14 protein-coding genes are annotated in these 12,986 nt (G+C 66.9%); 7 read left to right on the top strand and 7 right to left on the bottom strand.

Going from position 1 to position 12,986, the window contains the following annotated elements:
* Positions 1-21 precede the first annotated feature (21 nt).
* Positions 22-1,077 (top strand): 2,3-butanediol dehydrogenase, encoded by a 1,056-nt coding sequence (locus LFT49_RS06170; protein ID WP_237430079.1) that lies wholly within the window; start codon positions 22-24, stop codon positions 1,075-1,077.
* An 86-nt stretch (positions 1,078-1,163) separates the two neighbouring features.
* Here LFT49_RS06170 and LFT49_RS06175 read toward each other — a convergent pair whose 3' ends face one another.
* On the bottom strand, positions 1,164-1,469 hold the full coding sequence (locus LFT49_RS06175; RefSeq protein ID WP_237430080.1) for a hypothetical protein: 306 nt from the start codon (positions 1,467-1,469) through the stop codon (positions 1,164-1,166).
* 64 nt (positions 1,470-1,533) lie between these two features.
* On the opposite strand from LFT49_RS06175, the gene LFT49_RS06180 reads away from it, so the two are divergent.
* The 5 genes from LFT49_RS06180 (at position 1,534) to LFT49_RS06200 (ending at position 7,437) form a co-directional block, all read left to right on the top strand.
* The gene (locus tag LFT49_RS06180; RefSeq protein ID WP_237430081.1) at positions 1,534-1,908 is read left to right on the top strand and encodes a hypothetical protein; all 375 of its coding nucleotides are present in this window, start codon (positions 1,534-1,536) and stop codon (positions 1,906-1,908) included.
* Between the two features lie 31 nt (positions 1,909-1,939).
* A complete protein-coding gene (locus LFT49_RS06185) occupies positions 1,940-2,227 on the top strand; it encodes a hypothetical protein (RefSeq protein ID WP_236801434.1) in 288 nt (95 codons plus the stop codon).
* Between the two features lie 35 nt (positions 2,228-2,262).
* Positions 2,263-2,940, top strand: coding sequence for a class I SAM-dependent methyltransferase (locus LFT49_RS06190; protein ID WP_237430082.1), 678 nt, complete (start codon positions 2,263-2,265; stop codon positions 2,938-2,940).
* On the top strand, positions 2,937-5,645 hold the full coding sequence (mgtA, locus tag LFT49_RS06195) for a magnesium-translocating P-type ATPase (protein ID WP_236801436.1): 2,709 nt from the start codon (positions 2,937-2,939) through the stop codon (positions 5,643-5,645). The genes LFT49_RS06190 and mgtA overlap by 4 nt, the downstream gene beginning before the upstream one ends.
* Positions 5,646-5,757: 112 nt before the next feature.
* Entirely contained in the window at positions 5,758-7,437 is a 1,680-nt protein-coding gene (locus LFT49_RS06200; protein WP_236801437.1) for a GAF domain-containing sensor histidine kinase, read from the top strand.
* A 66-nt stretch (positions 7,438-7,503) separates the two neighbouring features.
* Here LFT49_RS06200 and LFT49_RS06205 read toward each other — a convergent pair whose 3' ends face one another.
* From LFT49_RS06205 to LFT49_RS06215, 3 genes are all read right to left on the bottom strand, one after another.
* Positions 7,504-8,196 carry a response regulator gene (locus tag LFT49_RS06205; RefSeq protein ID WP_237430083.1) on the bottom strand — a complete coding sequence of 231 codons (693 nt, stop codon included), beginning with the start codon at positions 8,194-8,196 and terminating at the stop codon, positions 7,504-7,506.
* A 90-nt stretch (positions 8,197-8,286) separates the two neighbouring features.
* The gene (locus LFT49_RS06210; RefSeq protein WP_236801440.1) at positions 8,287-8,610 is read right to left on the bottom strand and encodes a hypothetical protein; all 324 of its coding nucleotides are present in this window, start codon (positions 8,608-8,610) and stop codon (positions 8,287-8,289) included.
* A 21-nt stretch (positions 8,611-8,631) separates the two neighbouring features.
* Positions 8,632-9,180 carry a hypothetical protein gene (locus LFT49_RS06215; protein WP_236801441.1) on the bottom strand — a complete coding sequence of 183 codons (549 nt, stop codon included), beginning with the start codon at positions 9,178-9,180 and terminating at the stop codon, positions 8,632-8,634.
* Between the two features lie 322 nt (positions 9,181-9,502).
* On the opposite strand from LFT49_RS06215, the gene LFT49_RS06220 reads away from it, so the two are divergent.
* A complete protein-coding gene (locus tag LFT49_RS06220; protein ID WP_236801442.1) occupies positions 9,503-10,204 on the top strand; it encodes a hypothetical protein in 702 nt (233 codons plus the stop codon).
* Positions 10,205-10,259: 55 nt separating this feature from the next.
* Here LFT49_RS06220 and LFT49_RS06225 read toward each other — a convergent pair whose 3' ends face one another.
* The 3 genes from LFT49_RS06225 to LFT49_RS06235 form a co-directional block, all read right to left on the bottom strand.
* Positions 10,260-11,342, bottom strand: a complete 1,083-nt coding sequence (locus LFT49_RS06225; RefSeq protein WP_236801444.1) for a tellurite resistance/C4-dicarboxylate transporter family protein — start codon at positions 11,340-11,342, stop codon at positions 10,260-10,262.
* A 105-nt stretch (positions 11,343-11,447) separates the two neighbouring features.
* Entirely contained in the window at positions 11,448-12,158 is a 711-nt protein-coding gene (locus LFT49_RS06230) for an SRPBCC family protein (protein WP_236801446.1), read from the bottom strand.
* 320 nt (positions 12,159-12,478) lie between these two features.
* Entirely contained in the window at positions 12,479-12,865 is a 387-nt protein-coding gene (locus LFT49_RS06235) for a TfoX/Sxy family protein (RefSeq protein WP_236801447.1), read from the bottom strand.
* Positions 12,866-12,986: the final 121 nt, after the last annotated feature.

Consider the following 12,986-nt stretch of genomic DNA (forward strand, 5'->3'; position numbering starts at 1 on the left):
AAACCCAATTGGAGGACCATCATGAAGGCAGCACGATTCCACGCCCGCAAGGACATCCGGATCGAGGACATCCCGGAGCCGGAGCTGCAGGCGGGGGCAGTGAAGATCGACGTCGCCTGGTGCGGCATCTGCGGAACAGACCTGCACGAGTACCTGGAGGGGCCCATCTTCTGTCCGGCGCCGGGGCATCCGCACCCGCTGTCCCACGAGGAATCCCCGGTGACCCTGGGGCACGAGTTCTCCGGGACCGTCTCTGGGATCGGCGAAGGTGTGGAGGGGCTGGCAGTGGGTGACAACGTCGTCGTCGAACCCTACTTTGTGGACGGGGACTGCGACATGTGCCAGGCGGGCAGCTACCACCTGTGCCGGCAGATGGGGTTCATCGGGCTTTCCGGCGGCGGGGGAGGGCTGAGTGAAAAGATCGTGGTGGACCAGCGCTGGGTACATCCGATTGGGGGCATCCCGCTGGATGAGGCCGCCCTGATCGAGCCGCTGTCCGTGGCCCACCACGCGGTGGCCCGGAGCGGCGTCAAGGAAGGCGATGTTGCCCTGGTGGGCGGGTCCGGGCCCATCGGGCTGCTGACCGCTGCCGTCCTGAAGGGCATGGGCGTGACCACCATCATCAGCGAACTCACCCAGGCCCGGAAGGAGAAGGCCACCTCCAGCGGCGTGGCCGACCACGTCCTGGATCCCAGCCAGGAGGACGTTCCGGCGCGGGTGCGCGAATTGACCGGCGGGACGGGGGCCGACGTCGCGTTCGAATGCGCCGGGGTGAACGCGGTGCTGGACACCATGCTCGATGCCGTCCGGCCCGGCGCCGTGGTGGTCAACGTGTCCATCTGGGGCGCCCCGGCCACCGTGGACATGCAGAAGATCGTGCTCAAGGAGATCGACCTGCGCGGCACCATCGCCTACGTCCGCGACCACCCGGCCGTGATCAAGATGGTGCAGGAGGGCAAGGTGGACCTCAAACCGTTCATTACCGGCCGCATCGCGCTGGAGGACCTGGTGGAGCAGGGCTTTGACACCCTGATCAACCACAAGGACACCGCGGTGAAGGTGCTGGTGCATCCCTAGCCGGCGGTGCTCGGACTTAAGTCCCTGTTTCCCCGTAACCCTCAGGCGTAGCTTGAATGTGGGTCCCGCAACCGCGGGGCCCACATTCAAGGGGGCATCATGACAAAGCCCAGGCTTACCGCACTCGGCGTTCTCGGACTCAGCGGCCTGATGCTCCTCACAGGCTGCTTTGGCCCGCCCAGCCCGTCCCCGACCAGCAGCTCCGCGGCCCCATCGGCGAGCCCCACCGGCAGCGCGAGCCCCAGCACCAGTCCAAGCACGACGGCGGGTGGCAGCACGACGGCGAGCCCGACGTCCCCGCCCAGCACGTCAGCCGCGCCCACCAGCCCGGCTGCCCCGCCGCCGTCGTCCGCTCCCGCCGGTCCGCCGCCTGCTCCCCAGCCCCAACCCACCCAGGAACCCCAACCCACCGGCCTGCCCGAACAAACCGCCCCTCTGACGATTTACTACGTGGCGGTGGATGACAACGGAGTGTCAGGCCCACGGATAGGCTGCGGTGACAGCCTGGTGGCCACCACCACGGGCCCGGTTAGGTTCACGGATCAGGTGCGGCCAAGCGTGGAGACCCTGCTGGCCAACAAGAAGCGCGATGTGGGTATGTCCGGACTGATCAACGTGCTGTACCAGTCCAACCTGACGTATCTGGGCGGGGAGCTTAACGGCAGCACCATCAGCATCTGGCTCTCCGGGAACTTCATGCTCGGCGGCGTCTGCGACATCCCGCGGGCCAAGGCGCAGCTCGAGTACACCGCCATGGCCGCGTCCGGAGCCACCAGCGCCCAGGTGTACGTCAACGGCCGGCCGATTGACGAGGTGCTCAGCCTGAAATGAAACCGATTCAGCAACCAGGAAGGAAGCCGCCATGTTCGCCAGAATCAGCACTTACAGGACCGGACCGGAAACGCGGCCCGACAACACGGGGAATGTGGTGGACAGGGTGCTGCAAATCCCGGGTTGCAAAGGTGTCTACTACTTGAACGGGACAGGCACGGACAAAGCCCTCTCCATCACCTTGTGGGACACGGAAGAAGCGATGGTGGCCAGCAGGCAGGACGCCACGAGGATCCGCGAAGAAAGCAGTGAGGCGGACAGGACGGAGATTGTGTCGGTGGAGGAATTCGAAGTCGCTGCAAGCAGCCTTCAGCAGTGACGGCAGTTTTTTTCCGGCGGGCTTGGCGGGGCAGGGTGACGAGCAACGACGGGCGGGAACGCTTGCAACACCCGCTGTTCGCCCGCGCGTTCGCCCGCGCCGTGGCCGGCCTGGACCGCCGCGGGGCAGGGGAGCACCGCCGCCGCATCCTCGCCGGGCTGCACGGATCCGTGATCGAGATTGGAGCGGGGGCGGGATCGTCCTTCCCGCTCTACCCCTCCAGCGTCACCCACGTCCTGGCCCTGGAACCTGATGACTATCTGCGCCGGGTGGCGCAGCAGGCGGCAGCCGACGCCAGCGTTCCGGTGACCGTGGTCGCTGCGGCCGCCGAGCACATCCCCGCGGAGACCGGCAGCGCCGACGCAGTGGTGGCCAGCCTGGTTCTCTGCAGCGTCAAGGACCAGGCCACCGTGCTCGCGGAGATCCAGCGCGTCCTGAAGCCCGGCGGGACGCTGGCCTACTACGAGCACGTCCGCTCAGAGCACCCGTTCCTGGCCAGGGCCGAAGATGCGCTGACCCCGCTGTGGGGCCGGTTCATGGGCGGCTGCCACCTCAACCGGGACACCCTCGCCGCTATCACCGCGGCTGGGTTCAGCGTCCGCGACAACCAGCGCTTCGGCTTCGCTGTAGGGCGGTTCAACCCGCCCCTGGCCCACATCCTGGGAACGGCCTACAGCCCCGGGCCGCCCGGGAATAAAGCGGATCCGGCATGACAGACCTGAACGTCCGGGAGCGCAGCCCCCTCCAGCTGCCCATCACCGAGGCCGCGGGCTTGACCGCGGAAGAGGCGCTGGCACGCCTGGGCTCCGGGCCGGGCGGCCTCACCGAGGAGGAAGCGGCCGCCCGGTTGGAGCAGCTGGGCCCCAACGCCGTCCGTACGCACCGCGCCAATGCCTGGGCGGTCCTGGGCCGGCAGTTCGCCAGCCCCATCCTTATCCTCCTGATCGTCACCGCCGGCCTGTCCCTGTTTCTGGGTGATGCCACCAACTCCATCGTTATCGGGGTAATCCTGCTGGCCAGTGTGGGGCTGGGCTTCGCCAACGAATACCGGGCCGAGCGCGCCTCCGAGGCGCTGCACTCCCGCGTCACCCACAAGGCTGCCGTCCAGCGCGGCGGAACCACCCGGGAAGTGGACGTGACCGCCCTGGTGCCGGGCGACGTCGTGCACCTCTCCCTGGGCGCCATTATTCCGGCGGACCTCCGCCTCCTCACCACCAACAACCTGCACTGCGACGAAAGCATCCTCACGGGCGAGTCCCAGCCGGCGGCCAAGGACCCCGCACCGGTTCCGGGCGGTGCCTCCCTGGCGGACCTCGCCTCCTGCGTGTTCATGGGCACAGTGGTCCAGTCCGGCGGCTGCAGTGGCGTGGTGGTTGCCACCGGCGGCCGCGCGGAGTTCGGCCGCATCGCGCTGGGCCTGGGTGAACGGCAGCCGCAGACCGAGTTCCAGTTGGGCCTTAAGCGGTTCTCCTTCCTCCTGCTGCAGGTTGCCGTGGTCCTGACCTCGCTGATTTTCGTGGCCAACCTGCTGCTGGACCGCCCGCTGCTGGAATCGCTGCTGTTTTCCCTGGCCATCGCGGTGGGCATCACGCCCCAGCTGCTTCCCGCCGTCGTCAGCACCAGCCTGGCCACCGGCACCCGCCAGCTGGCAAAGCGGAAGGTGCTGGTCAAGCGGCTGGTGTGCATCGAGGACCTGGGGGACATGGACATTCTGGTCACGGACAAGACCGGCACCCTCACCGAAGGGAAGATCAGCTTCACGCACGCGCTTCCCGCCAGTGCTGGAACGTCTGACGCCGGCCTGCTCACTTTGGGCCTGCTGGCCACCGAGGCGGACTACGCCGGCGCCCGGGTTTCCTCCGCGGGCCAGAACCCGCTGGACGCGGCGCTGTGGGAGAGCCCAGGCGCAGCCGCGTTCCAGCCGGGGCGGTTCGAGCGCCTGGACCTGATCGGTTTCGACCACCAGCGCCGCCGCACCACAGTGCTGGTCCGTGAGGCGGACGGCCCCGCGCAGCTCGTGACCAAGGGCGCGCCGGAGGATGTGCTGGCCCTGTGCGGCCCCACGACGGCGGCCGTGCGGGCCATGCTGGATGAACAGTTCGACGCCGGCGCCCGGGTGGTGGCGGTGGCCACCCGACCTGCCGCGGGGCTGGCAAAGCTCACCCCGGCCGACGAAACCGGCCTCACCCTGGCCGGCTTCCTGGTGTTTCTGGACCGTCCCAAGGCCAACGCCCGCCAGTCGCTGGACCGGCTGGAGGCCCTGGGCATCTCAGTGAAGCTGGCCACCGGGGACAACGCCAAGGTGGCGGAGAAGGTTTGCGCGGACCTGGACGTCATTTCCGGCGGCACGCTTACGGGCGCCCAGGTGGAGGGGATGTCCGACGCCGACCTTGCCGCCGCCGCGCGCACGGCCACCATCTTCGCCCGCGTCTCGCCGGAGCAGAAGGCGCGCATCATCACCCTCCTGCGGCAAAGCGGCGGCGCGGTGGGCTTCATGGGAGACGGCGTCAACGATGCCCTGGCACTGCACAAGGCGGACATCGGCATTTCCGTCGACACCGCAACGGACGTTGCCAAGGACGCGGCCGACGTCGTCCTCCTGGACAAGGATCTGGGCGTCCTGGCGGACGGCGTCATGGAGGGCCGGCGGATCTTCGCCAACACCATCAAGTACGTGCTGATGGGCACGTCCAGTAACTTCGGCAACATGTTCAGCGCCGCCGTGGCCTCCGTGGTGCTGAGTTTCCTGCCCATGCTGCCCGGCCAGATCCTGCTGAACAACCTGCTCTACGACTCGGGCCAGCTGGCCATCCCCGGCGACCGCGTGGACAAGGAGCAGCTGCGCGCGCCCTCCCATTGGAACATCGCGTTCATCCGGCGGTTCATGCTGCTCTTTGGGCCCATCAGCTCGCTGTTCGACTTCGCCACGTTCGCCCTGATGTTGTTCGTCTTCGACGCAGCGCCGGGAGAGTTCCGGGCCGGTTGGTTCATCGAATCCATCGCCACCCAGACCCTAATCATTTTTGCCATCCGCACCCGGCGCGTTCCGTTCCTGCGCAGCCGGCCGTCCAACGGGCTGATCGCCGCGTCCCTGGGTGTGGTGGCCCTTGGTGTGTTCCTGCCGCTGTCACCCCTGGCGGGGGTTCTTGGCTTCGACCCGTTGCCGGTGCCGTTCTTCCTGGCCCTGCTGGGCATGGTGGTGGTGTACCTGGTGCTGGTGGAATTCGCCAAGCAGTGGTTCTTCTCCCGCGGCGCGCAGCAGCTGCCCGCCCCGCCGCCGCCCGTGCAGCGCCGGCGCGCCACCCACCACATCTCCCGGCGGGCGTTCCGGTTCAGCATTCCCGTCAGGGTGCCTCCGCTCAGGGCGCCCGCCACCGGGCGGAGAGTCCGGCGGAGGTGGCCCCTCCGTAATCTTTAGCCCATGCAGGGCTCTGGGTTGTTAGCATGGTGGAAGAGACGCTGGGGCTCGTCTTTATGTATTCGAAGGTGATGCAGTCCGCCGTGAATGCGTTCAGTTTGGAGCGTTTTTCATGTGGCGTGAACCCATCAGGCGGCGTACCCGGGAACTCCTGCGGGAATTCGTGGAGCGGGCGGATGATTTAGTACGGGCCCAGGAACACATCGAGGGCCTGCTCGGCGCGGTGGTCTCCATGACCGAGGACCTGAGCCTGGAAGCAGTTCTGGACCGCTTGGTCCAGTCTGCATGCGAACTTGTGGGGGCCCGCTACGGGGCCCTGGGCGTCATTGGAGACGATCAGCAGCTCAGCCACTTCATCACGGTGGGTATTGATGAAGACGGCGCACGGGTGATCGGCGATCTGCCCACAGGTCACGGCGTGCTTGGCGAGCTGATCCGCGAACCCAAACCGCTGCGGCTCCATGACCTGGGCGAACATCCCATCGCGGTGGGCTTTCCTCCCAACCACCCGCCCATGGGCACCTTCCTGGGCGTCCCGGTGCGGGTGCGGAACGAGGTCTTTGGAAACCTGTACCTGACGGAAAAGAACAGCGGCCAGGAATTCACCGGGGAGGACGAAGACCTGGCTGTTGCCCTGGCCGCCGCCGCCGGTGTGGCCATCCAAAACGCGAAACTGTTCGATGACAGCAGGCGCCGCCAGCGGTGGCTTGAAGCGGGAATGGAAGTCAGCGACCGACTCAAGGACCAGCCGCGGTCCGATACCGAGAACCTGGACATGATCGCGGAGCGGGCGCTGAATGCCTCCTCCTCGGTGCTGGGGGTGATCGCTTCGGTCGGTCCGGATGGAACCATCAAGTGCCGCACCTCGGTGGGCGCCCAGTCAGTCCCGGGCGGACAGGACCTGCCCGCGGCCGCCGTCCTGTCCGAAGTGCTGGAGTCAGGTGAGTCCAAGGCCTTGGGCGATCCGCTCCAGGTGTTCGATCCGGCGTCGGCAGAGAAGCTCGGGCCGGTGCTGGTGGCCGCCCTGGGCAGCAACAGTGACGGTCACCGGGACAGCGTGTTGATCCTGGCCAGGGGGCCTGGGGGAGCCCGGTACGCGGATGTTGATGTTGAACAAAGCGCGGTGTTCGCGTCACGCATCGGCCTGACGCTGGACCTTCTCAAGGCAAACCAACTGCGTGAAGAGCATGCGTTGTTCATTGACCGGGAACGCATTGCCGCGGACCTGCACGACCTGGTGATCCAACGGCTCTTTGCAGCAGGGCTGAGCATCCAGGGCCTGCGCCGCTACACCTCCGACCCGGCTGCGCATGAGCGCCGCATCGCCGGTATCACCGCGGAGCTGGACGACTGCATCCACCAGCTTCGTGACACCATCTACTCCCTGCAGGCACGGGAGTCAGACAAGGAACTCCTCAGCGGCCGGGTGCTGCGCGCAGTCCAGGAAGCCGCCAACGCTGCCGGCTTCCTCCCCAGGATCCAGCTCTCGGGGCCGGTTGATGACGTTGTGGGCGATGACGTTGCAGAACAGCTCCTGCGCGTACTTCATGAAAGTGTCAGCAACGCGGTGCGGCACTCGGGGTCGGAGGACATCTCCATCCTGCTTGCCGCTCAGGAGGATGAAGTGGTCCTCACAGTGCGCGACCACGGCCGCGGCTTCAAGGATCCCGAACGGGTCAGCGGATTGAACAATATGAAAAGGCGCGCTGAGCGTTTGGGCGGCAGTTTCGTCATCGACAGCGCACCCGGAGAGGGCACCAGCGTGACGTGGACGGCGCCGGCCGCCGGGTGAGGGCCGGCCGTGCAGTGCGCCACGGCGGCGTATGGCATGGCGTTCGGGAGGCGAGGTGTCAGTGTGTTAGATCCCACGCGGCATGAGATCCCACGCGCGGGGAATTGGCGCCGGGATCAGCTGGCCGCGCCGCCTGAAACCCAGCTTCTGGAGTACCGACGACACATGGCCGGCGACGGTGGCATCGGGCAGCATCAAGTCCTGCCCGATCTGCCGGTTTGTCAGTCCCCGGGCCATGAGGGCAAGTACGTTCCGCTCCGTTTCCGTCATGCCTGTCAGCCAGGGAGCGGATGCCGTGGCGTAAAGGCTTTCGGCCACCCGTTCCCTGACAGCCGGCCGGATAACCGGGGTGCCTGCGGCAGTGCCGCGGATGCTGTTGACCAGGGCGTCGTGGTCGCCGATCCGCTTGAGGACATACCCTGACGCGCCCGCCAGGACCGTTGCGCGAACAGCATGCTGTTGATCCCAGCTGGTGAGGATCAGGCATTTCACCCCGGGGGCGGCGGAGCGGAGGTCACGGCAAACCTCAATGCCCGTGCCGTCCGGAAGCCTGTCGTCCAGGACCGCGATGTCCGGCTGCAGGATGTGGATGAGCCGGATGGCCTCTGCTGCTGATCCGCTGTCGCCGACCACTTCGAAGCCGAGATGTTCGAGCATGTCGCCAAGTCCCTGCCGGACCATCCTGTGGTCATTCAGGATGAAAACCCGAATTGGCGCAGGGGACTGGGCATGCTCATGGGGTGCTGCTGGTGTATCCATCAAGACGCTCTCGTAGGACCGATGTCCTCCCCGGCTGCACTCTTCGCGCAACCGCCCCTCCGAAAGGAACGTCAGTGAGCCATCCGGCACTCACGGCCACTCGATTCCAAGCGCCGTGCCGGCCGAAGCGGGAAGATCCCGCGTAATGCCGCAAACCGAACACGTGGTGCTGTGGTCCGGTCCCTTCACCCACTGGTGGGACTCTTCCAGCCGGTACTCATACCGCCCGCCAAGCTCCTGCAGCCGGTTCAGCGCCACGCTGGCAGTTTCCCACGAACTCCAGCGGCCGACCACCCCGCCTTTGTCCTTCGAGATGACATTGCACCCGCCGTCCCCCAGCTCGTGATCCCTGTCCTGCCAGCCCGGCGGCTCATCACCGCCGTGTACTGCCTTGTACTCATCGGCTGTGGCCATGGTCGTCATCTCCCCGCCCGTTCAGGCAGCCTTCTGCTGCGGGCCGGTGAGGAAGAGCTCCAGGGACTGAAGGGTGACGACGGCGTCGTGGAAGGCCGGATTGCGGTGCGGGTGCAGGCGGTGCAGCAGCCCGCCGTTGTACTGGAGGCGGCGCCGGGCGGTGCTGACCGTGCGGAAGGCGTAGCCCAGGTCACCCGGATGCCGGGGCAGGGCCTGGGTCATGCACTGGATCGAGGCCAGCGCGACTGCCAGGACGTTGGCATCCATCTGCTGCCCGGCGGCCCGGTGCCGGCGGAGCTGGGACGCGAACCCGTCCCAAATGTCCCGGGCCGCCGACCGCGCCACCTCGGTCCGTGCCTGGTCGGCAGGCATTCCGCCCTCCATGAGTTCCTTCTGGAGGCAGCCAAACCGGTTCGCAAGCTCTTCGACTTTTTTCGCTGTTTCATCCGTTTCACCCGCGGCTGACGGTGTCGGGGTGAAGTTGGAAGGATGAAGCAGCATCGCCCTTCGGCGCGCCGCTTCCGCCTGCGATACTTGGGCGGGGCGAAGCGTGAGGATATCAGCGGACATGCCGGTCCTTTCAAAATCCAGCCAGTCTGCAGGGTGCGCCTGCACGCCGGCGGCATCCTTGACGGTGCCTCCGGCGCAATGTCACTGGGTTCATGGGGAATGCCGCTCCGGCCTCGCAATGTGAGGACCCGGACGGCGCCTTTAACAGAATGCCAAGCGCCCCGGGGCCGGCTATAGGGCTGAAAGTCCTGTCCTCGAACCAGGCCCTGCGTAGCCTATGGAGAGGCGGGGGCTTTGGGCCCTGTTTCCGGTCCGGACCCCCGTCCTAGCCTGAACAGGAGAGCGCGGCGTACGGCCGCGTGCCGGACCCGGGAGGCACAGGGTGAAATCGGCAAACGCTAGCATCACCGCAGGCATCGTCCTCATTGCGTTGGGCGTGCTGTTGCTGCTGGACAGACTTGGCGTCATGGATACTGCGGCCTTCGTGGCGCCGCTGATCTTCGCGGCCGTCGGGGTTTTGTTCCTGTCCCTTTATGTCCGGCGCCGGGAGAACTGGTGGGCGGCCATCCCCGGGTCCGTGTTCCTGGGCCTGGCGGCAGTCATCACTACCACGCAGCTCACGGGCGGCGCCTGGGGGGCAGCCTTCCTGTTCCTCTTCATGGGCGCTGGATTTGCCGCTGTCTACCTGCGGGAGCCGGGTAACTGGTGGGCCCTGATCCCGTCCGGTGTCATGTTCACCCTGACGGTCATCGTCGCCCTCCCGCCGGAGCTTCAGGGCACGCCCACCGCTGCCATCCTCTTCCTGGGCCTGGCGGCCACCTTTGGGGTGCTATCCCTGATCCCCGTCCGCATCGATGAGGCCAGCGACCACACGGAACGGATGAAGTGGCCCTTAATCCCGGCCGCGATCCTGACCGTGATGGGACTGATCTTCGTTCTCCAGGCCACGGCCCTCCTGATCCCGGCGGACTTCGCCTTCCCGGCCGTGATGATCGTCGCTGGCGCGGCCCTGGTGGTGTACGCCTACCTCGCCCACCGCGACGGGCGGCAAAAGACGCACGGGCCCGGACCCCGGGCAGGCTAGCCCTCACCTCCCGCGAAGTGGCAGATAACGGCAATGCCCGGCGGAGGTATTGCCGTTAAGTGCCAGTTCGCGGCCCAGATGGAGCGAGCAGCGTCGCCCACAAGTGCCAGAGCATGCCGGCGAGCGTGGCCAGGAACGCCGCAAACGCCAGCCACAGTTCGGCCCGGCCAATCGCGGCCACCAGCGGCAGCCCGTCGGCGCGGCCAAGGTAGATCCCGGCCACGGCATACATGCCAAGCGGAAAGATGACGCTCCACAGGCCCGGCTCGTAGGACAGCGGCACCCGGTGGACCACGTGCCGCCACCAGCCGGCGGCGAGCAGCACGGGGAAGAGCCATGAGGCGAAGGACCAGAACACCACGGAGGCTCCGGCCACCAGCCCGCGGGTTGCATCCACCATCGGTGCGCCGGCCATCTCAACGATCCGGGCCCCCGCCAGGACGCTGATGGCCATGGCGCCCATGGCAACGAAGTACTGTGGGCGCAGGTCCTGCGGCCGGATGGGGTAGGTCATCAGCCGGAGTGAGACGAAGATTCCCACTGCGGCATACAGGATGAGCCCCACCGACCAGGCCACGACGGCGACGAGTGCCAGGGCGGCGCGCCAGTCCGGTGCGGCGAGGGGCTCGATCGAGGCCGCAGCTACTGCCACGGACTGGCTGGCAACGCACCAGATGAACCACGAGCCGTTGGCATCCTTGACCACCGGCCGCTCGGACCTGCCCAGCACTGCCGTCCATGGCACGACGTAGCCGAGCACCACCCAGGCGAGCACCGCAACCGCCAGGAGTGCCGCCGTCGTGCCTTGCCACCCGGCCATCCCAAGGCGGGTGCCCAGCACGTTGGTTCCGGCGATGAACGTGAAGAAACCGAAGGCCCGGGCGGGATCCAGGAAGTCGCCCCGGATGTCGGCGGCGAATCTGGCCAGGCGGAGCAGGCTGAGCCCAAGGATCACCAGGTAGGAGAGCGCACACACCACCAGCAGGGCCAGCGACAGTGCATGGAATCCTTCCAGCTCAAGCCCCACGGAGATGATGCCGCTGGCCATGGTGATGGCGAAGTAGCCAGGGGTGAGCGTCCGCACCGCCTCCAGGGCCCGTGAGCCGAAGGAATGCCGGGCGTGGCTGGCGGTGTCCATGGACCAAGCTTAGGACCGGCACTCCGAACCACCGCCGCGAGATGGCACTTCCCGGCAGTTCGCCGGTGGGGCATTGCCCTCACATGCCCTCTCGCGAGCGGGCCCTCAGCGGGCCTGTGCCTCCGCTGTCGCCTTGATGCTGGCCAGGAGCTCGGTCTGGCTGCGCTCGGAGATTTTCATGACCAGCGCGTCAACCGCGGCCTCTGCCATGTTCCGGGGTACGACGTCCGAGCGCATGCTCAGCCTGGTCCAGCCGTTCGCCGGTGCCACTTCCACCGTGAACACCGGGCCAAGGGCCGCCTTGGAGGTGAAGCGCTCATTTCGGGTGAACTCGGTGTACTCGTGCGTTGTCTTCAGCGGGATCCCCAGGACTTTCCACGCGGCCTGAAAGGTGGTGCCCACACCTTCGGGGGTGGTCTTCAACTCCGAGATCTGCACGTCCGGGCCCAGCCAGACGCGGGGATCCCTGACCAGGTCGAAGACCTGCGGCAGCGGGGCGTCGATGGTGACGGAGCCGGACCATGTCAGGTTCTGCGTAAACTTCGCTTCGCTTTCGGGTGACGCCTTCATCCCGGCCTCCACCAGGCTCTTGACGTTGGCAACCATGCCTTGGATATCCGTTTCCGCCCACCGTGCGAACAGGGCCTGAGCGGGTACCCGGACCAGGGGTGCGGGGATGTCCAGGGTTTCCTCGACGGTCAACTCGGTCCCGGCCTCCACCGGCTCCAGCGTGAAGGTGAGCGTGGGCCCTACCGATGTGCCGGAAACAATGCGCTTGTTGGGAACCACTTCCCGGTACTGGTGGGTCACGTGCATGGGAATGCCCCATGTCTTGGCGACCAGCGCGCGGAGGTGCCTTCGCCCCCGGGTTTGAGGTCCAGTTGGGTGACGTCGCTGTCCCCGGGGAAAGCCTTCATCCAGTTCGTAGGGTCACTGAGAAATGAGAACACCCTGTCCACCGGGGCGTTGATCCTGGTGCTCCGAATAACGTTCCTGGTCATGTCCTGTCTCCTTTTCCGGCAGGAGCCTGGGTCCTGCCCTGCCTTCCAGTCCAGTCCCGGGGGCAGGTGCGGAAAAAGAGGAGAAGGTCCTTGCGCGGGTAATGCCACCCGGTAGCAGGATCACGCGGAATGGCGTCACGGCAGGACCTTGCGCCCCCTGGGCTCCTTGGGCTCTTTTGGCGGCAGGGACGCGACGTAGGCCAGTGCCTTCTCAGCCCATGCCCGCGCCCGGGTCTCGTCGCCGTCGCCCTCTTCATTCCACACTTCCGGCAGCCCGGTGTACCCGCCCATCGGCCGGTCCGCAGGGCCGAACGGCACGGTCCGCTCAGAGGACTCCAGCAGCTCCTTGTCCTCCCGGGAGAGCTTGACCCCGATGGTGGCGCCGAACAGCCCGGCGAACATGTTGCCGTTGACGAACGCCCCCAGGTTGCCGAACATCGGCTTCACCACCACGCCCGGGTGGTCGGGGACCACGCGCCGGAACCGCTCTTTCTCTTCCTCTGTTGCCTTGGGCATTTCCATGGCTTCACCTTCCGGTGGCAGGGGTCTGTTCCGCAGGATCTCGATGCAGGATATGCCTGTTTGCCGGCGGGGGATAGGGTCGGCCGGTGCCAGGGCGCAGTCGGTAATTGATCGGCCTTTG

It is taken from the genome of Arthrobacter sp. FW306-06-A, from assembly GCF_021870055.1.
In the GTDB taxonomy this organism is placed as follows: domain Bacteria; phylum Actinomycetota; class Actinomycetes; order Actinomycetales; family Micrococcaceae; genus Arthrobacter.